At 61.1% G+C, this 20,363-nt stretch carries 12 protein-coding genes; 2 read left to right on the forward strand and 10 right to left on the reverse strand.

All coding sequences use genetic code 11. The features are described from left to right. Positions 1-116 precede the first annotated feature (116 nt). Genes ACYZTW_RS14855 through ACYZTW_RS14865 form a run of 3 tightly spaced genes read right to left on the reverse strand, consistent with a single transcriptional unit; the run spans position 117 to position 5,592 of the window. Positions 117-713, reverse strand: a complete 597-nt coding sequence (locus ACYZTW_RS14855; protein WP_462005500.1) for a glutathione S-transferase — start codon at positions 711-713, stop codon at positions 117-119. Continuing rightward, complete coding sequence (locus ACYZTW_RS14860) at positions 710-4,351, reverse strand: AAA family ATPase (protein ID WP_462005501.1); 3,642 nt, start codon at positions 4,349-4,351, stop codon at positions 710-712. The genes ACYZTW_RS14855 and ACYZTW_RS14860 overlap by 4 nt, the downstream gene beginning before the upstream one ends. Beyond that, positions 4,348-5,592 carry an exonuclease SbcCD subunit D C-terminal domain-containing protein gene (locus tag ACYZTW_RS14865; protein WP_462005502.1) on the reverse strand — a complete coding sequence of 415 codons (1,245 nt, stop codon included), beginning with the start codon at positions 5,590-5,592 and terminating at the stop codon, positions 4,348-4,350. Before ACYZTW_RS14865 ends, ACYZTW_RS14860 begins: the two co-directional genes overlap by 4 nt. 201 nt (positions 5,593-5,793) lie before the next feature. Here ACYZTW_RS14865 and ACYZTW_RS14870 point away from each other — a divergent pair, with 201 nt between their 5' ends. Further along, positions 5,794-7,377 (forward strand): ABC-F family ATP-binding cassette domain-containing protein, encoded by a 1,584-nt coding sequence (locus ACYZTW_RS14870; protein WP_462005503.1) that lies wholly within the window; start codon positions 5,794-5,796, stop codon positions 7,375-7,377. A gap of 6 nt (positions 7,378-7,383) precedes the next feature. Here ACYZTW_RS14870 and ACYZTW_RS14875 read toward each other — a convergent pair whose 3' ends face one another. The 7 genes from ACYZTW_RS14875 to ACYZTW_RS14905 form a co-directional block, all read right to left on the reverse strand. Then, the gene (locus tag ACYZTW_RS14875; RefSeq protein WP_462005504.1) at positions 7,384-9,036 is read right to left on the reverse strand and encodes a BatD family protein; all 1,653 of its coding nucleotides are present in this window, start codon (positions 9,034-9,036) and stop codon (positions 7,384-7,386) included. After that, a complete protein-coding gene (locus tag ACYZTW_RS14880) occupies positions 9,033-10,772 on the reverse strand; it encodes a tetratricopeptide repeat protein (RefSeq protein ID WP_462005505.1) in 1,740 nt (579 codons plus the stop codon). The genes ACYZTW_RS14875 and ACYZTW_RS14880 overlap by 4 nt, the downstream gene beginning before the upstream one ends. Beyond that, on the reverse strand, positions 10,769-11,848 hold the full coding sequence (locus ACYZTW_RS14885) for a vWA domain-containing protein (RefSeq protein WP_462005506.1): 1,080 nt from the start codon (positions 11,846-11,848) through the stop codon (positions 10,769-10,771). Before ACYZTW_RS14885 ends, ACYZTW_RS14880 begins: the two co-directional genes overlap by 4 nt. Beyond that, positions 11,841-12,335 carry a DUF4381 domain-containing protein gene (locus ACYZTW_RS14890; RefSeq protein ID WP_462005507.1) on the reverse strand — a complete coding sequence of 165 codons (495 nt, stop codon included), beginning with the start codon at positions 12,333-12,335 and terminating at the stop codon, positions 11,841-11,843. Before ACYZTW_RS14890 ends, ACYZTW_RS14885 begins: the two co-directional genes overlap by 8 nt. Continuing rightward, positions 12,332-13,276 carry a DUF58 domain-containing protein gene (locus ACYZTW_RS14895; RefSeq protein WP_149631509.1) on the reverse strand — a complete coding sequence of 315 codons (945 nt, stop codon included), beginning with the start codon at positions 13,274-13,276 and terminating at the stop codon, positions 12,332-12,334. The genes ACYZTW_RS14890 and ACYZTW_RS14895 overlap by 4 nt, the downstream gene beginning before the upstream one ends. Before the next feature lie 5 nt (positions 13,277-13,281). Next, positions 13,282-14,241 (reverse strand): AAA family ATPase, encoded by a 960-nt coding sequence (locus ACYZTW_RS14900; protein ID WP_150640839.1) that lies wholly within the window; start codon positions 14,239-14,241, stop codon positions 13,282-13,284. A 281-nt stretch (positions 14,242-14,522) separates the two neighbouring features. Then, positions 14,523-14,876, reverse strand: coding sequence for a hypothetical protein (locus tag ACYZTW_RS14905; protein WP_462005508.1), 354 nt, complete (start codon positions 14,874-14,876; stop codon positions 14,523-14,525). Between the two features lie 503 nt (positions 14,877-15,379). On the opposite strand from ACYZTW_RS14905, the gene ACYZTW_RS14910 reads away from it, so the two are divergent. After that, positions 15,380-20,287, forward strand: a complete 4,908-nt coding sequence (locus tag ACYZTW_RS14910) for an NAD-glutamate dehydrogenase (protein ID WP_462005509.1) — start codon at positions 15,380-15,382, stop codon at positions 20,285-20,287. Positions 20,288-20,363 lie beyond the last annotated feature (76 nt).

Below are 20,363 nucleotides of genomic sequence, written 5' to 3' on the forward strand. Positions count from 1 at the left end.
GCGAAGCAGTCGTAAATCCGCGAGACTCAGTCTGTTTGAATGGACGCTGGGGGCCGCTTCGCGACCCAACGGGGATAAATCCCCTCGCCACAGGTTTTTTGCCCCTTTAGGATCGGTTACTTCTTCATGATTGATGAGAACAGGTCTGACTCCAGAAACCGCTGCAACCAGCCCTGTAAACGCTGATAGGGCGTCTGCCCGAACCACTCGCGATCGACATGTGCGAATTGCCGCACGAACGGCATCAGCGCCACATCCGCCAGACTCGGATGCTCGGCCAGCAAGTAGTCGCGTCCCTCCAGCAACTCATCGAGCCTGCGCAAAAACACCTCGCCCTCGGCGCGATAAAACGTCATCAGCTGCTCGGGGTATCGCTCGGCGTACTTGTAGTGATTCAGGTGCACCTTGAACACCTGATCGTTTTCTTCGATCAACCCGGCGATGAGTGGCTGCCCGACAGGGTCATCCTTGAGCAACCAATCCTGCGGATCGTTCTGCGCCAACGCCCAGTGCATGATCGCCAGGCTTTCATCGATCACCTGACCGTCAACGCTCAGCACCGGCACCGTGCCTTTGCTCGACAGCGCGAGCATGTCGGCAGGTTTTGCCTTCAGGCTGACCTCGACAATGTTCACCGCAACGCCGGAGTAGCGCAGGGCCATGCGCGCCCGCATCGCGTAGGGGCAGCGGCGGAAGGAATACAACGTATTCATTTCACCTCCAGCGTACTCAGGCCGTTGCCCTGACGGTGGACCTGAATCTGCACCGGAATCCGTTCATGCATTTCCTGCACGTGGGAAATCACTGCGACCTTGCGGCCTTGAGCCTGCAAGCCGTCGAGAGCGTCCATGGCCAGTTGCAGGGATTCCGGATCAAGGCTGCCGAAGCCTTCGTCGATGAACAGCGATTCGATTTTCAGCGTGCTCGATGCCATGGACGCCAAACCAAGCGCCAGGGCCAACGACACCAGGAACGTCTCGCCGCCGGACAACGAATGCACCGAACGCAGTTCATCACCCATCTCGGTGTCCATCACCAACAACCCGAGCATGCTACCGCCACGTTTAAGGCGATAGCGCCGCACCAATTGCCGCAACTGAACGTTGGCGTGATGCACCAGCAGGTCGAGGTTGTAGGCCTGGGCGATCTTGCGGAAGGTGTCGCCCGTGGCCGAACCGATCAGTGCATTCAAACGTGCCCAGCGCTGGTATTCGGTGTAGGCGTCGGCGATCTGCTGCGCGAGGGCCTGATTGGCGTTTTGCCGGCGCTGATCCTCGGCCTGTTCGGCGCGCAGTTCTGCGCAACGGTGTTCGCTGGCGGTGAACAGGTTTTGCAACTCGGCAAGTGCCGTCGCCAGTTGTTCGGCGTCGAGATTGCCGTTGTGCTGTGCTTGATGATTGAGCAGTCGTTGATCCCGCTCCCGCAGCAGCACGTTGGCTTGCTCAATGGCTTTTTCATTTTGCTGCAACTGTTGGCGCAGCTCGCTGACCTGTTGGTCGTCGACGCTCAGCAGAGCTTCCAGGCCGCCGTCATCCAGCTCCGGATGCAAGGCGCGCCAGTCGCCAATCTTGCCGCTCAGCTCGCGATCTTCGGTTTCCAGTGCTTGCGAGCGTTCTTGCTGGGCCTTGAGTTCGGCGCCCAGTTGCACCAGCCGCGTACGCACGGTTTGCAGTTCCTGATTGGCCGTCGCTTCGGCATTGCGCGCCTGTTCGACGGCTTGATCCAGTTGCTGCTGCCACTGCTCGGCGCTGGTGTGTTCGCCGAGCAATTGCGTGAGTTTTTGCTGGCAGGCCTGTTGCTGGTCGGCGAGGGTGGTGAACTGCTGGCGGGCCGTTTCCAACTGCTGGATGCGAGTGAGTTGGCGGTCCTGTTCTTTCTCCAGCGTCTGCTGCCGTTGTTGCTGTTCGCTGAGTTCATCGCGTTGCTGATCGAGATGTTCCAGGCGCTGGGCGATCTGCCGGTCCAGTTGCATGAAGGTCGCGGCCGGTTCGTTGCGCAACGCTTGCAGCGTATCGGTCGGGAGCAGGGTGCTGAACGCCGTCAACTCCTCGTCCAGACGCTGGCGATCACTGCTCAACTCACGTTGTTGGTTGGCCAGGTGCTGGGCCGCTTGCTGGCTCGCCGCTTCAGCGCTACGCAGTTGCTGTTGAAGGCGCGCAGCGTCTTGCTGCAGGGTGAGCAGGGCGGTTTGCCGTTGTTCGTCCTGAGTGATGCTTTGGTTCAACTGGTTGTTTTGCTGCGCCAGCCAGGCATCGCGTTTAAGCGCGTCCTGCGTTAGCAGCTGCGCAGACAACGGATGTGCTTCAAGGCTCGGTGCCAGGCTCTGCTGCTGAGTCGCTAGGTGTTCTTGCTGTTGCAGCAACTCCTTTTGCTGTGCAATCACGCCGCCCACTTCAGCGCGCAGGTCAGTGAGTTTTTCTTTCAGCAGGTCGACGGCTTTCTGGGCGTTGGCCTGTTCGCTTTCATCATGCCGACCCAGGCTTTGCAGCAGCGCTTCGGGCTGATGATAAGGATGGTCGGGGCTGCCACAGACCGGGCACGGTTGATCGTCCTGCAACTGCTCGCGCAGTTCTTCGACGCTGGCGCTACGGGCCAGGCGCTGGCGTTCCAGCAGTTGGCGGGTGACGGTCAGGGTCTGTTCGGCAACAACCAATTCGTTCTTGGCTTTCACACCGTCCTGGGTCAGACGCTCACGCGCTTGCTGAGCGATCAGCTGACGCTGCTGGAGTTCGGACGCGCGCTGGTCCAGTTCCTGCTGGCTGGCCCACAGGCGTGCCAGCGCTTCAAAGGCCCGCTGTTGCTTGCGGTTGTCTTGCAACAGACTCCCGAGAATCTGGATCTGCTCGGCGACCGCCTCCGGTTCGGCGCCGGCCTCCTTGTACAGCACTTCAAGGCTCTGGCGCTGGGTCGACAGATCCTCGGCAGCGATAGCGGCGCTTTGTTCCAGGGCGGCCAGTTCGGCCTGGCCCTTGTTCAGGCGATTGCCGATCAGCATCAGTTGTTGCAGGCGATCACGGTAGGCGTTCCAGGCATCGCTCAACGGCGCCAGATGCGTACTTTGCTCAAGCTCCCCGGCAATCCGCTGCAAACGTTCGGCGACCCGTTTCTGTTGGTCGAGCAAGCCTTGAATCGTGTTTTGCCCCTGAGTGCAGGCTAGCTCGGTCTGCTGCTTGAGGTCGGCACTGAGGCCGGCGTCTTTGACCAGCCGGCTGAGAGTGCTTTGCTCTTCAAAGGCCTGACGCAGCAGTGGAGCGCTGGTGGTGTGTTGGCTTTGGGCTTCGACGAGTGCGGTCTGCGCAGCGCTCAGGCTGTGTTCGAGTTGCGCCTGACGCTCATTCAGTTCGATTTGCTGTTGGGTGTGTCGCTGAATCTGCGCGGCCAGCGGTGTGAGCTGGGCAGTGAGTTCGGTCTTGCGGGCGAACTGGTGCCGTTGCGGGGCCAGTTGCTCCAGGCGAGTCAGCTTCAAACGTTCACCGGCCAAACTGTTCCAGTGCTGCTGGGCGGATTGCAGTTGCTCGGTGGCGTTCTTATGCTCGTCCTGCAACTGGCGCAGCTCCTTGAGCCAGGTGTGTTGCAGTTCTAATTGCTTGAGTTGCGCTTGCTGGGTCTTGAGTTGTTGCTGAGCCTCGTTGAAGCGTTCATCGAGCTCTGCCCGAGCTTCTGGCGACAATGGCGTCACGCCAGTGGCCTGGTCCTGCAACAGCTTGTGGGTTTCGCGAGCCTCTTTGGTTTTGTCGAAAGCCCGGCGACCGAGGCGCGTATACAACGCAGTGTCGGTGAGTTTTTCCAGCAGTTCGCTACGTTCGTTGTCGTTAGCCTTGAGGAAAGCACTGAATTCGCTCTGGGCCAGCAGCACCGCGCGGGTGAATTGCTCGAAGTTCAGGCCCAGTACGGATTCGAGCTGGATTTTGAATTCAACTTTCTGACTGGCCAGCAGTTGATCCAGATCGATGTCGCGCAAACTCTGACGGCTGGCTTGCAGCTTGCCGCCGGCCTTCTCGCGGGCGCGATTAGCCTCCCAGCGAGCGCGGTAGCGACGGCCATCGATGCCAACGAAATCGACTTCGGCATAACCTTCACCCGTGCCGCGACGCAGCAGCGTGCGGGGGTCGCCCGTGCTGATGTCGCCGTCGGCGTCAGGCGCTTTGGCAGACACCTGAGCATTGCTCAGCCGAGGCACAGCACCGAACAACGCCAGGCACAAGGCGTCGAGCAAGGTGCTTTTGCCGGCGCCGGTCGGCCCGGTAATCGCGAACAGACCGGCGCTGGCCAACGGTTCAGCGGTAAAGTCGATTTCAAAGGGCCCGGCCAGTGAGGCGAGGTTTTTCAGGCGGATCGCGAGGATCTTCATGCTTGTTCGCTCTCCATCTGCACGTCTTGCAACAGCTCGGCGAAGTCCTTGAGGGTTTGCTCGTCGACCTCGCTACCGTAGTTGTCCTGCCAGGCGCGGCTGAACAGTTCCTGAGGTGAGAGCTGGTCGAGTTCGATCAAGGTCGTGCCGTCATCCACGCCATCGCGGCTGCCGTTGCCGGCGTATTCAGCGGCGATTCGCACCAGACGCACGGCTTTGCCTTGCAGGGCGCTTTCCACTTGATAACGCAAGTCGGGTTGCGGCTCATCGAGACGCACCCGAACTTCCAGCCACGGCTGGCGCTGGGTATCGGCCAGCAGGTCGATGTTCGGCAAGTCGGCCAGTTGCAGCAGGATTTCCGCCAATGGCGCGGGACCGATGCGTTGCAGATTCACTGCACGGGGGATCAGTTTGGGGTCGACGCTGACCAGGGTTTCGCCCTCGAGTTTGATGTCGAGAATCTGGTGCTGATAGCCGATCTCGGAGAACGACAACGGAATCGGCGAACCGCTGTAGCGGATGCGCTCTTCACCATTGACCTTCTGCGGCTTGTGCAAGTGACCGAGGGCGACGTAACTGATGCTCGCCCCGAACAGGCTGGCGGGCAGCGCTTCGGCATTGCCGATAATCAGGCTGCGTTCGGAGTCTTCCGACACCGAGCCACCGGCCATGTGTGCATGACTGATGGCAATCAGTGCCTGGCCCCGCTTGCGTTTGGCATTGGCAGCTTCGATTAGCCATTCGTGAACCTGACCGATACCGCGCAGGTAGTTGTCGCCCAAGTGCGCGCCGGTCACTTCGGCAGGTCGCAAGAAAGGCAGCGCCAGGCACCAGGCGACGATTTTGCCTTTGGCGTCCGGCAATGGCAGCAGCAGGCGCTCGGCGTCGAGTTGACCGTCATCCAGCCACAGCACACGACCGAGGGCATGAGTGCGCAAACGCCGCATCAACGGCGCGGGCAGTTCGATCCGCGAACCGGAGTCATGGTTACCGGCGATCATCACGATGGTCAGCTTCGGCTGTTGTTCATGGGCGCTGACGATGAAATCGTAGAGACGCTCCTGGGCTTTGACCGGCGGGTTGACCGTGTCGAAGATATCGCCGGCGATCAGCAGCACATCAGGCTGGTCCAGCTTTAGCTGATGCAACAGCCATTCAAGGAAACAGCCGTGCTCGAAATCGCGTTCCTGGCCGTGCAGGTTCTGCCCAAGGTGCCAGTCGGAGGTGTGAAACAGACGCAAGGTGAACTCCGTAGGAAATAAGGTAATGGCCGCGTAGAAAATGAGGGCGGCGAAAGGGGAGAGAGTTTACTGGCAAACGATCGGGGATGCTGAAAGCCTTGAAGGATTGCCTGTCGATTATGTGGTGCAGCTTCAGTAGGGTAGAGGGCAGTCGAACGCTGTTGCGCAACATCAGGGAGTTTTAATGTTTAAGGAGGCGTCATGACCCAACGGTTACTTCAACTTGATCAAGTGTCGTTCAACCTGCCCGACGGGCGCGTTCTGTTCGATCACTTGAACCACACCTTCAGTACCAGGGCCACCGGCATCGTGGGCGCCAATGGCTGTGGCAAGTCCTTGCTTGGCCGGCTCCTGACGGGGGAGCAACTGCCCACAAGCGGCATCGTCCGTCGCGAAGGGCGGGTTTACGCCGTGGCGCAGTTACTGGAACCCGAGCGCTATCCCAGCGTTGCCGCGCTGGCCGGTGTCGCCCCTATTCTGGCGGCGCTGGATCGCATTACTCAGGGCAGCGTCGACGATGAGGATCATGCGCTGGCGGTCGATCAATGGGATTGCGCCACACGCCTTGAGGCGGAGCTGCAGCAGATCGGCCTGGGTCATTTGAATGCCGACGCGCGCACCGACGCACTCAGTGGTGGCGAACGGCAACAGGTGGCGTTGCTGGGGGCGTGGTTATCCAGAGCCGACTGGCTCATCCTGGACGAGCCCAGCAACCACCTGGATATTGATCAGCAACACAAGTTATCGCAGCAGATCGATCGCTGGCCCAACGGCCTGGTATTGATCAGCCACGACCGGGGCCTTCTGGAGCACGTGAACGAAATTGTCGAGCTTTCACCCTTGGGGCTGGCGGTTTATGGCGGCAACTACAGTCAGTATGCGGCGGCACGCGAGCAAGAACAGCAGTCGTTCCAGTCGGCATTGCAAGGGGAGCGGGCACAGGCCAAGCGCGAGCAACGTGAGATGGCCGTGCAGATGGAGCGTCAGCAACGGCGTAATGCGCGCGGCGACCGTCAGGCCCGTGACGGCAATCAGACCAAGCTGATCACCAACGCCCAGAAAGAACGCAGTGAAAACAGTCAGGGAAAACTGCGCCTCAATCAACAGGTGGCCCGGGAGCAGCAGCAACAACGGATCGCCGAGGCCCGTGCACGGTGCGCGCCAGACATTCAACGCATGATGTTGTCTCCGGAAAGCGTAGTGCCCAATGGCAAGCTGATTGTGCAGCTCAACGACGTCATTCTCCCGTTCGGTTACGCGGCGCCGGTCAATCTGACGCTGACGGGGCCTATGCGCATGGCAATCCTGGGCGCCAACGGTAGCGGCAAGTCGACCCTGTTGCGAATGATCGCCGGCCAACTGCCGGTGCGAGAAGGCGAACTCATCCGCAGTTGCCATGTTGGCTGGCTGGATCAACACGCCGGATTACAGTACCCCGAACGCACAGCGGTGCAATGGCTCTACGAGAGTAATCCGGAGTTGCCCGAAGCCGAGGCGCGAACCCGGTTGGCGCAGATGGGCATTGATGCGGATCGTGCGATGCTCAAGACCTGTCAGTTGAGTGGCGGCGAACGCCTGAAAATAGCACTGGCTGCGCAGTTATATGCACAGCGGCCACCGCAATTGCTATTGCTGGACGAACCGGACAACCATTTGGACTTGCCCAGTAAAATTGCGCTGGAGCAGATGCTCAATCAGTACCAAGGGGCATTGATTGTCGTCTCCCACGACAGCGCTTTTTTACAGGCCATTCACTTGGCCGCCGAGTTCCATCTCGACAGCTAGGGACCGTTACTTCGGATAAAGCGGCGGCAGGCCACTGTCGCCCACCAGGTCCTGAACCCGCTCGGCAATCGGGATCGTACGAATCGCCCGCCACAGATCTTCACCTTGCCAATGCTGGCCGGTTTCGCTGTAGAGCGCGCCGTTCAGGCCGTCGAGGGCGTCGGACAGCGGCACAAAACGCGCCGCCATATCGGCCAGGGTTTCCGGTTGTTGCCGGGCCCAGGCGTCGAGGGCCTGGCGGGTGGCGTGGGAGTCGTTGGCCTGACAGGCGCGCTTGAGATCGTCGAGCACGGTGCGCGGGCTCGGGCCGGTCTGCGCCGCGCGCAGGATCGCCGGTTGCCAGCGGGCGCGCCACCAGAGACCGAAGCCCAGCAGGGTGGTGCAGGCCAGGACCAGGGTGCTGAGCTTCCACCACCAGAGGGCTTCGTTGTCGGCCGCGGAAAAGACTTGTGGCATGCCGGCCGGGGTGTCGACCATCAGGCTCGGATTGTTCGCCACTGGCAGGGTTTGGGCCGGCAGGCTGCTGTGATCCAGGTGGTCCTCGAAGGTGTTCCACCAGACCACTTCAACCGCTGGCAACTCGATTGCGCCGCTGCGCGTTGGCACCAGGGCTTCACGGTCTTCGCGACTGCCGATCAGCCCGCGCTCGCTGTTCTGGTTGCCCAGCACCGGTTGATCCGGGTAGCGCCGCAAACCGTTGACGTCGGTGGCGGGCAGCGGCGGCAATTGCGAACTGGCCAGGCCTTCAGCCTTCACCGTCAGGCTGCGGGTCAACGAATCACCCACCTGTGCATGATCCGGTTCCGGGTTCCAGCTTTCGTTCAGGCTGAGGCTGCGGGCCGGCAGCCATGGCATGTCGGCCGGGTAGGTGATGGGTTTGGCCTTGACCGTCAGCAGAATCTCGGCGGAGCTGACCCGCATCAGTTTGCCGGATTTCGGTGCCTGCGCGGCGGCGTCCTTGGCGGGTTGTGCGTCCACGAGTGCAGCATTGAATATCTGCGGTGGAATGACCAACTCACCGCTGTGTTGCGGGTAGATCGCGTAGCGCATCTCGATCACGCCGTGGCGCAGGCCATTGATGTCTTTCTCGTAGGTGCGCGCCTCGCCCAGCTGCTCGATGCGCACATCGGGGATTTGCAAGGGGGGCAGGCTGCTGTCGTCGTACAGCGACACCGAATGGTAGATGCGCAAGGTCAGGATCGCCTGGGCTTGCACGTACACGCTGTTTTGATCGAGGCTGGCGTCGATGAACACCGGGGCCCGTTTGGTCGGGCTGTCCTGGGTTTCGGTCTCGACCACTTGCACGGTGATTGGCTGGCTCTGCACGTCACCCAGTTGCAGTGACGGAATCATCACGCTGCCATTCTGCCGAGGCAGCAGGGTGATGATCCAGCGGGTGGTCGCACGGTTGGCGCCGTTCAGGGTGGTCAACTGGTTGACCTGACGGGTGCCGCGCACTTCGAACAGCGGCTCCAGCGGTGTCAGATCAGGCTTGCCGAACTGCGTCACGTCGTTGGATTCCAGGGTCAGTTCAATCGTCTCGCCGCTGTTCAGGCGACTGCGATCCACACTGGCGACCAGCCCGGCTGCCTGTGCCTGAACAGTGCAGAACAACAGGGCGGGCAGCAGTGCGAGCAAGAAGGCGGTGAAGCGGGTCATCGAGTTTTTCCCTGATCCTGATGTTGTTGCTGTTCGTACCAGAATTTGCGCCTGAGCAATTCACCCGGGTCGTCCGGGATCTTGCGCAGCCATTGCTCCAGCGCCTGGCGCTGTTCACCATCGATGCTGTCGCTGGCCGGGCGCATCGGTGGTCGGGTGCTGTCTTCATCCCCCAGTTCGCTGCCCGGGACTTCATTGGTGCCGGTTTTCGGCGGCGTTGTGCGCGGTTGCTCGGAGTCCTTTGTGCCTTGTTCGCCGTCGGTTTTCGGTTCGCCCTTATCCGACGGTTGCGTGGCCGCGCCCGGCGGTGGTTCTTGCGTGGGGGGCTCGGTCTCGTTACCAGCGTTTTTGTCTGGAGCGACGGGCGGTGGAGTGTTTTTCTGCTTGAGCAGACTTTCCACCAGCGCCTTGTTGGTCAGGGCCGGGCGCAAATCCGGTTGGCGTTCCAGCGCCTGTTCGTAGGCGTCCAGCGCCGCTTCCAATTCACCGCTTTTGGCCAGGGCGTTGCCACGATTGTAGTGGGCGTGGGCGTCGCTGCCTTCGGCGAACCGCTGGGCGGCGCCGCTGTAGTCGCCGGCCTCGTAGAGCGCCACACCTTGCCATTGGCGATCTTCGAAATGCTGCGCAGCCTCGGCCGAGCGCTTCTGCTTCAGCAAGATCAGACCCTGTTGGTCGGGTCGCAGCCACAAATCGTTGAAGTCGAAGGCATAACTCGGTTGTGGCAGCAGCAAGAGCAATGGCAGACAGAACAACCAGCCGCGACGACCGGCGCAGGCCGCCAGCAGCAACAGTGGCAGCAACAGCCAGTAACCTTGATCGGCCCACGTGTCGAGGCGCAGGGTCTGGCCGTCGTTGCGCAGTGCGCGGGGGCCGTCGAGCAAACCGAGGGCGCGCAGGTCGGTATCGTCCAGGCGTGCGTGGCGATAGCGTCCGTCCAGGTCGTTGGCAAAGGTTTTCAGGCTTGGCTCGTCCAGATGTGGCACCAGAATCGCGCCCTGGTCGTCCTTCAGGAAACTGTCGTCCTCCTGGGTGATCGGCGCCCCTTCGGCAGTGCCGATGCCGAGCATCAGAAATTGTGTCGACTTACCGTCCAGAGCCTGCCTAATCCCTTGGCGTTCCTGTTCGGTCAAGGTTGAACCGATCAGCAGGACCCGCCCGTCGCCGAGGGCGCCCTGATCCAGCAGTGCAAGGGCCTTGGCCACCGCCAGATCGGCACGATGCCCCGTCTCGGGCATCAACGAAGGCTTGAGGGCAGCCAGCAGATTGCGGCTGGTCGACAGGTCATCCGACAGAGGCACCAGCGTGTGAGCGCTGCCGGCGTAGACGACGATCGCGGTCTGGGCATCGCTGCGGTTCTCCAGCAGGTCGAACAGCTTGCGCCGGGCCTGTTCCAGTCGGTTGGGTGGCACGTCGGTGGCGAGCATTTCCGGGGTCAGCTCAAGGATCACGACCAACGGATCGGCGGGTTTCTGGCTGGCTTGCTCGACACGTTCCCAGCTCGGCCCGAGCAACGCCAGAACGGTCAGCACCCAGGCACATCCCAGGATGATCCACGGCATTTTGCTGTCGCGACCGTTGCCACCACTGAGCAACGCTGCATGGAAGGCCGGTGGCAGAATCATCTGCCAGCGACCGGCGCGTTTCTGCCGATGCCAGAGCTGCCAGAGCAACCAGCCGAGCATTGGCAGCAACAGCAACCACCAGGGGCGGAACAAGTACGGCCAGAGTGCACTCATCGGCGCCTCCGCAGACGCAGGCGTTTAAGCCGCTGGCGCCAATCGGGCAGTTGCGTTTGCAAAAACAGATCCTTGGTAAACAGTCGCTGCAACGGGTTGTCAGGCCAGCGCTCGCGAACCACCAACAGCATGCTCAACAGCAACGCTATTGCCAAAGGCCAGTGGTACAACGCCTGAGCCGGGCGGGCCTGAGTCGGTTGCTGGGTCACCGGTTCCAGTTTGTCGAGGGTGTCCTTGATCGCTTGCAGTTCCTTGTCATCGTGGGCGCGAAAATACTGGCCGCCCGTGGCTTCGGCGATTGCCATCAAGGAGGGTTCATCGAGGTCGAGGCTCGGGTTGACCCCCAGGAAACCCAAAGTGCCGCTTTGCTCCGGATCGGCGCCGATACCGATCGGATAGATTTTCACGCCTTCATTAGCCGCCAGCCGCGCAGCCGTGAGCGGGTCGATTTGGCCACCGTTGTTGGCGCCGTCAGTGACCAGAATCAGTACGCGACTTTGTGCCGGGCGTTGGCGCAGGCGTTTGAGGGCCAGGCCGATGGCATCGCCGATGGCGGTGTTCTTGCCGGCGATGCCGATCCGCGCTTCGTCGAGCCACACGCGCACCGTGTGCCGGTCGAACGTCAGCGGTGCTTGCAGATACGCCTGGCTGCCGAACAGGATCAGGCCGACGCGATCGCCGTCGCGACTTTCAAGAAAGTCACCCAGCAAGTGCTGAACCAGTGTGAGTCGACTGACGTCTTCGTCCTGCCATTGCATGTCGGGGAAATCCATCGAACCGGACACGTCGACCGCCACCAGCAGATCGCGACCGCTGGCGGCGATGGGCAGTGGTTCGCCGAGCCATTGCGGGCGCGCCGCCGCGATCAGTAACAACAGCCACAGCAGAATGAACGGTGCCTGTTGGCGCCAGGCCGGCAGGTTGGCCCGGGCGCGGCGGCGGGCCAGGCCTTCGAGGTCGCCGAGGAAGCTGACTTTGAGCGCCGGCTCGCCACTGTCGGCGACAGGCAACACGATGCGCATCAGCCAGGGCAGCGGCAGCAGGGCAAAGATCCACGGCCAGGCGAACTCAAACATGTTTACGAATCCAGGTGTCGACCGCTTGTGTCAGGCCGGCAATGGCCTTGTCGTCGAGTTTGCATTCGGGTTTGTAGGCGCCTTCGACCAGCACCATCCAGCGGGTCAAGCCGGCGGCCGGGCAACGATTGTCGAGGAATGCCAGCCATTTGCGCCCATTGAGGGTATGGCTCTGGCTGTAGGGGTAGTGGTTGCGGCACAGGCGTTTGAGCAAACCGTTGAGTTGCTGCAACCAGGCGCCGGCCGGCGCGCCGTCGTAGGGTTTGGGCATCCGCGCCAGTTCGGCCAGCGCGGCAAGGCGCACCGGGTCCAGCGGTTGTTCGGCGCGCACGATCGGGCGCGTGTCTGGAAGAAAGCGCCTTGCCTTCCACAGACCGAAACCGATGAGCGGCAGTAGCAAGAGCAACAGCCACCACCCTGGTGCCGGTGGCCAGAATTCGATCGGTGGCGGGGAGATCAGTGGTTGCAGTTGCTCGAGGCTGCTCATCGGCCTTTCCCCGGTTTCTGCGGGTTCAGGTACTCGCGCAATTGTTCCACCATCTCGCTCTGGGTGCTCAAGGGCATCAGCAATACCCGCAGCTTCTGCGCCAGCAATTCCCAGCGAGCGATGCGCGCTTCGGCCTGGGCGCGATAGGTCTGGCGCAGCTCGAAATTCAGGGTGTCGAGTTCCAGTTGCGCACCGCGTTCGGCGAAGCGTAAAAGCCCGGCGGCGGGCAGGGCGTGATCCAGTGGATCGGACACCGGCAGCAGCAACAGATCGCAATGCCGCGACAACAGACTCAGCTGTTGTTCGGCGCCCTCGGTCAGGGTGCGTTCGTCGCAGATCACGATCACCAGACTGCCGGGACGCAGTACTTCCCGGGCTCGGCGCAGGGCAATGTTGAAGGCGTCCCGGTCCGGCTCGTTTTCCGTGTGCAGCGACTGATTGACCCGCACCAGACGGTTGAGCAACTGCAGCAGGCTCTGTTTGCTGCGTCGTGGCTTGATTTCATAGTGTTCGTTGTTGCCGAACACCAGTCCGCCGACCCGATCGTTATGACCCAGCGCGGCCCAGCCGATCAAGCTCGCGGCCTGGGCGGCGAGCACCGATTTGAACATCAGCCCCGAGCCGAAAAACAGCCGGCGACTTTGCTCGACCATGATGAAAATCGGCCGTTCGCGCTCTTCATGGAACAGCTTGGTGTGGGGTTCCTGGGTCCGTGCGGTGACGCGCCAGTCGATGCTTCGCACGTCATCGCCGGCCTGATAGACCCGTACCTGATCGAAGTCCACCCCGCGGCCGCGCAGTTTGGAGTGGTGCAGGCCGATCAGCGGGCTGCGCTGGCTCGGCGTGGAAAACAATTGCACTTCACGCACGCGATGGCGCATCTCGATCAGCTCGGCGAGGCTGACACGGATGCCCGGCTCGGGCGGCAGGAGGGCGTTCATCGGGGTCAAGCGACGGCTACGACGTCGAGAATCCGCTGGACCACCCGGTCCTGGTCGATGCCCGCGGCTTCGGCTTCAAAGGAAAGAATGATGCGGTGACGCAGCACATCGAACAGCACCGCCTGGATGTCTTCCGGGCTGACGAAGTCGCGACCGGCCAGCCAGGCGTGGGCCCGGGCGCAACGGTCGAGGGCAATCGAGCCGCGCGGGCTGGCGCCGTAGGCGATCCACTCGGCCATCTCCGGGTCGAACTTGGCCGGGGTGCGCGTGGCCATGACCAGTTGCACCAGGTATTCCTCCACGGCGTCGGCCATGTACAAACCGAGGATTTCCTTGCGCGCGGCAAAGATCGCCTGCTGACTGACCCGGCGCTCGGGCTTGGTTTCGCCGTGCAGGGCTTCGCCACGGGCCTGTTGCAGGATCCGACGTTCGACAGCGGCGTCCGGGAAGCCGATTTTCACGTGCATCAGGAAGCGGTCGAGCTGCGCTTCGGGCAGTGGATAGGTGCCTTCCTGCTCGATCGGGTTTTGCGTGGCCATCACCAGGAACAGCGGCGACAGCTCGTATGTGCTGCGCCCGACGCTGACCTGGCGTTCGCCCATAGCTTCGAGCAGGGCGGACTGAACCTTGGCCGGGGCGCGGTTGATTTCGTCCGCCAGCACCAGGTTGTGAAAGATCGGGCCTTGCTGGAACACGAAACTGCCGGTTTCCGGGCGATAGATTTCTGTACCGGTGATGTCGGCGGGCAGCAGGTCGGGGGTGAACTGGATGCGATGGAACTGAGCTTCGATGCCTTCGGCAAGTTCTTTGATGGCCTTGGTCTTGGCCAGGCCCGGAGCGCCCTCGACCAGCATGTGGCCGTCGGCGAGCAAGGCGATGAGCAAGCGCTCGATGAGTTTTTCCTGGCCGAGAATCTGCGTTGAAAGAAAGGTTCGCAGCGCTAGCAGCGCTTCACGATGTTCCATCGATGACTGTTCCTGGAAAGGGTGACCGAAGACGTTCGAATAACGCCAGGGCTGGGGGCGTTACTTTAATCTATCGCGGGGGGCGGCGACTAACGGCATTTTGTGCAAAGTGCGGGAAATGGTTGGGGAAATTGTTGGTGTTTTGTGAGGTTCCAAGGTCGATGGTGCTCTTTCGGGCCTCATCGCGAGCAGGCTCGCTCCCACAGGTGACCGAGTCGTTTGATTGAAATGCGATCAATGTGGGAGCGAGCCTGCTCGCGATGAGGCCGGTCAAGGCACCATCAAAGCTCGCTTATATAGGTGCCAGTCCCTTTGAGGATGTTCTGCAGAGTTTCCTCGACCTCAGCCAAATCGCTCGCATCAGTGCTGTGAATGATTTCCAGCGAATCATTACCATTGAGCGCATCAGCGTCAGTGGCGGCGATTTCGATCAGCAGGCGGGTAGGGCTGAGGGTGACTTTCACGCCGTCCAGCGTCGAGGGCTCGCCGTCGAGGGTGATGTCCAGCGCGTCCTCGTCCGGGTAGCGGGTCATCAGGAACATATCGCCCTGATCGCTGTGGCAGCAGAGCATGGCCATGTTGTCTTCTTCGTCATCGCACGGGTTGACGATCAAGAGGGCGGTGGTCATTTGCATGGGGAATTCCTGGCTCGACGAGCGTTGTGAAGACGAACAAAGGGCGATTCTGCCAGCAGACGGGAATTTCTGCTCGCCAGAGTGTCAGAGGATGTGTTGTGAACATCCGGGGTGTTGCTGGTCATTTCTGGTACGGATGTGCCGCAAAACCGGGCTTAAACCCCCCGTTTTGCCGTGCGGCTGCTAGTGTTGTCTGAGGCATATGCCGTGTATTACGTGCCGATGACCGAATATGTCGCAGCGCTGCAAGCACGGGGCTTGCCGCACTGGTTAAGCTGCGCAACGGATGAGCACCTGTAAAGACATTGCGCGGCACATGGCCCAGTCGTTTTTGCAGATGCCCATTCATGGAAGGTGAATGTGACCTGAGTGTCTCGTCCAGCTTCACCCACCTGTCATCCTGTTTCCTCTGCCCGAGAATCAGGAACAGGGTGACGGATTGCCCCGAAAGGGGTTTGCACGCGACGCTTCCATCAATAACAAGCCCAAGCGGAGTACCACAGATGGCGTTCTTCACCGCAGCCAGCAAAGCCGACTTCCAGCACCAACTGCAAGCGGCACTGGCCCAGCACATCAGTGAACAGGCACTGCCACAAGTGGCGCTGTTCGCGGAACAATTTTTCGGCATTATTTCCCTGGACGAGCTGACCCAGCGTCGGTTGTCGGACCTCGCCGGCTGCACCCTTTCTGCGTGGCGCCTGCTTGAGCGCTTCGATCACGCGCAACCGCAAGTGCGCGTCTACAACCCCGATTACGAACGCCACGGCTGGCAGTCGACCCACACCGCGGTCGAAGTGCTGCACCACGACCTGCCATTTCTGGTGGACTCGGTACGCACTGAGCTGAACCGTCGCGGCTACAGCATCCATACCCTGCAAACCACTGTGCTGAGCGTGCGTCGCGGCAGCAAGGGCGAGCTGCTGGAAATCCTGCCGAAAGGCACCCAGGGCGACGACGTGCTGCAAGAGTCGTTGATGTACCTGGAAATCGACCGTTGCGCCAACTCGGCCGAACTGAATGTCCTGAGCAAGGAACTGGAACAGGTTCTCGGTGAAGTCCGCGTTGCGGTCGCCGATTTCGAGCCGATGAAAGCCAAGGTCCAGGAAATCCTCACCGGCCTGGACAACAGCCAGTTCAAGGTTGATCCGGAAGAAAAAGCCGAAATCAAAAGCTTCCTGGAATGGCTGGTGGGCAACCACTTCACCTTCCTCGGTTATGAAGAGTTCGTGGTTCGCGATGAAGCCGATGGCGGCCACATCGTCTACGACCAGGACTCCTTCCTCGGCCTGACCAAATTGCTGCGCACCGGCCTGACCTACGATGACCTGCGCATCGAAGACTATGCCGTGAACTACCTGCGCGAACCGACCCTGCTGTCGTTCGCCAAGGCTGCGCACCCAAGCCGTGTGCACCGTCCGGCTTACCCTGATTACGTGTCGATCCGTGAAATCGACGCCGACGGCAACGTCATCAAGGAATGCCGTTTCATGGGCCTGTACACCTCGTCGGTGTATGGCGAGAGCGTACGGGTCATCCCGTACATCCGTCGCAAGGTCGAAGAAATCGAACGCCGTTCCGGCTTCCAGGCCAAGGCTCACTTGGGCAAGGAACTGGCGCAGGTGGTTGAAGTGCTGCCGCGCGACGACCTGTTCCAGACCCCGGTCGACGAACTGTTTGCCACCGTGATGTCGATCGTGCAGATCCAGGAACGCAACAAGATTCGCGTGTTCCTGCGCAAAGACCCGTATGGTCGTTTCTGCTACTGCCTGGCCTACGTGCCGCGCGACATCTACTCCACCGAAGTGCGCCAGAAGATCCAGCAAGTGCTGATGGATCGCCTGAAAGCCTCGGACTGCGAGTTCTGGACCTTCTTCTCCGAGTCCGTGCTGGCCCGCGTGCAACTGATTCTGCGTGTCGATCCGAAAAACCGTCTGGATATCGACCCGCAGCAGCTGGAAAACGAAGTGATCCAGGCTTGCCGCAGCTGGCAGGACGACTACTCGGCCCTGACCGTCGAAACCTTCGGCGAAGCCCACGGCACCAACGTGTTGGCCGACTTCCCGAAAGGCTTCCCGGCCGGTTACCGCGAGCGTTTCGCCGCGCATTCGGCTGTGGTCGACATGCAGCACCTGCTGAGCCTGAAAGAATCCAATCCGCTGGTGATGAGCTTCTATCAGCCACTGGGTCAGGTCTCCGGTCAGCGCGAGCTGCACTGCAAGCTGTATCACGCTGATACCCCGCTGGCGTTGTCCGATGTGCTGCCGATTCTGGAAAACCTCGGTCTGCGCGTGTTGGGTGAATTCCCGTATCGCCTGCGTCACAACAATGGCCGCGAGTTCTGGATTCACGATTTCGCGTTCACCGCCGCTGAAGGCCTGGAACTCGACATCCAGCAACTCAACGACACCTTGCAGGACGCGTTCGTCCACATCGTGCGTGGCGATGCCGAGAACGATGCGTTCAACCGTCTGGTGCTGACCGCCGGCCTGCCATGGCGCGATGTGGCGCTGCTGCGTGCCTACGCTCGTTACATGAAGCAGATTCGCCTGGGCTTCGACCTGGGTTACATCGCCAGCACCCTGAACAACCACACCGACATCGCTCGCGAGTTGACCCGGTTGTTCAAAACCCGTTTCTACCTGGCCCGCAAGCTCGGTACAGACGATCTGGAAGACAAGCAGCAACGTCTGGAGCACGCGATTCTGAGCGCACTGGACGACGTCCAGGTGTTGAACGAAGACCGCATCCTGCGTCGCTACCTGGACCTGATCAAGGCCACCCTGCGGACCAACTTCTACCAGACCGACGCGCACGGTCAGAACAAGTCCTACTTCAGCTTCAAGTTCAACCCGCACCAGATTCCAGAGTTGCCGAAGCCAGTACCGAAGTTCGAAATCTTCGTTTACTCGCCACGCGTCGAAGGCGTGCACCTGCGCTTCGGCAACGTTGCTCGCGGCGGTCTGCGCTGGTCTGACCGTGAAGAAGACTTCCGTACCGAAGTCCTGGGCCTGGTAAAAGCCCAGCAAGTGAAGAACTCGGTCATCGTGCCAGTGGGTGCGAAGGGTGGCTTCCTGCCGCGTCGCCTGCCACTGGGCGGTAGCCGTGACGAGATCGCGGCCGAGGGCATCGCTTGCTACCGCATCTTCATCTCGGGCCTGCTGGACATCACCGACAACCTGAAAGATGGCGCGCTGGTTCCGCCGGCCAACGTCGTGCGTCATGACGACGATGACCCGTACCTGGTCGTGGCAGCGGACAAGGGCACTGCAACCTTCTCCGACATTGCCAACGGTATCGCCATCGACTACGGCTTCTGGCTCGGCGATGCATTCGCATCGGGCGGCTCGGCCGGTTACGACCACAAGAAAATGGGCATCACCGCCAAGGGCGCGTGGGTTGGCGTTCAACGTCACTTCCGCGAACGCGGCATCAATGTTCAGGAAGACAACATCACAGTGGTCGGCGTCGGCGACATGGCCGGTGACGTGTTCGGTAACGGCTTGTTGATGTCCGACAAGCTGCAACTGGTCGCAGCGTTCAACCACCTGCACATCTTCATCGACCCGAACCCGGAGCCGGCCAACAGCTTCGCCGAGCGTCAGCGCCTGTTCGACCTGCCGCGTTCGGCCTGGTCGGATTACGACACCAGCATCATGTCCGAAGGCGGCGGGATCTTCTCCCGTAGCGCGAAAAGCATCGCGATTTCCCCGCAGATGAAAGAGCGCTTCGACATTCAGGCTGACAAGCTGACCCCGACCGAACTGCTCAATGCCTTGCTCAAGGCACCGGTGGATCTGTTGTGGAACGGCGGTATCGGTACTTACGTCAAAGCCAGCAGCGAAAGCCACGCCGATGTTGGCGACAAGGCCAACGATGCACTGCGCGTGAACGGCAACGAACTGCGCTGCAAAGTCGTGGGCGAGGGCGGTAACCTCGGTATGACCCAGCTGGGTCGTGTCGAATTCGGCCTCAATGGCGGCGGTTCCAACACCGACTTCATCGACAACGCCGGTGGTGTGGACTGCTCCGACCATGAAGTAAACATCAAGATCCTGCTGAACGAAGTGGTTCATGCCGGCGACATGACCGACAAGCAACGTAACCAGTTGCTGGCGAGCATGACCGACGAAGTCGGCAACCTGGTTTTGGGCAACAACTACAAGCAGACTCAGGCATTGTCCTTGGCGGCACGCCGTGCCTTCGTGCGGATTGCCGAATACAAGCGTCTGATGAACGATCTGGAAGGCCGCGGCAAGCTGGATCGCGCCATCGAGTTCCTGCCGTCTGAAGAAGCGATCAACGAACGCCTCGCGGAAGGCCATGGCCTGACCCGTGCCGAGCTGTCGGTGCTGATCTCCTACAGCAAGATCGACCTCAAGGAAGCACTGCTCAATTCCCAGGTGCCGGACGACGATTACCTGACGCGCGACATGGAAACCGCTTTCCCGCCGACCCTGGTGAGCAAGTTCTCCGACGCCATGCGCCGTCACCGTCTGAAGCGCGAAATCGTCAGCACCCAGATCGCCAACGATCTGGTCAACCACATGGGCATCACCTTCGTTCAAAGGCTCAAAGAGTCCACGGGCATGAGCCCGGCGAACGTGGCCGGTGCTTACGTGATCGTGCGTGACATCTTCCATCTCCCACACTGGTTCCGTCAGATCGAGGCCCTGGATTACCAGGTTTCCGCCGACGTGCAACTGGAGCTGATGGATGAGCTGATGCGTCTGGGCCGTCGCGCTACGCGCTGGTTCCTGCGTGCCCGTCGCAACGAACAGAACGCTGCCCGTGACGTCGCGCACTTCGGTCCGCATCTGAAAGAGTTGGGTCTCAAGCTCGACGAACTGCTGAGTGGCGAGATCCACGAAAACTGGCAGGCTCGCTATGAGGCGTATGTCGAAGCCGGTGTGCCGGAGTTGCTCGCACGCATGGTGGCTGGCACTTCGCACCTGTACACGCTGCTGCCGATCATCGAGGCCTCTGACGTGACTGGCCAGAACCCAGCAGACGTGGCGAAGGCTTACTTCGCTGTCGGCAGCGCGCTGGACATCACCTGGTACCTGCAACAGATCAGCGCTCTGCCGGTTGAAAACAACTGGCAGGCCCTGGCCCGTGAAGCGTTCCGCGATGACGTCGACTGGCAACAACGTGCGATCACCATCTCGGTCCTGCAACAGGGCAACGGCACCCAGGACGTGGAAACCCGTCTGGAGCTGTGGATGGAAGAGCACGAAGGCATGATCGAACGCTGGCGCGCCATGCTGGTAGAAATCCGTGCCGCCAGCGGCACTGATTACGCCATGTATGCGGTGGCCAACCGTGAGTTGCTGGATCTGGCGTTGAGCGGTCAAGCGGTAGTGCCTGTCACTGCCTCTACCATTGCCAGCGCGGAACTGGAGCCGGCTGCCTGATCAGGCGCTGAATGAAAAAGCCCCGTCTCGAGAGAGGCGGGGCTTTTTTTTGTCTGGACTGTCCCGTCCTGAATAA

This window comes from Pseudomonas sp. LB3P25, from assembly GCF_054897985.1.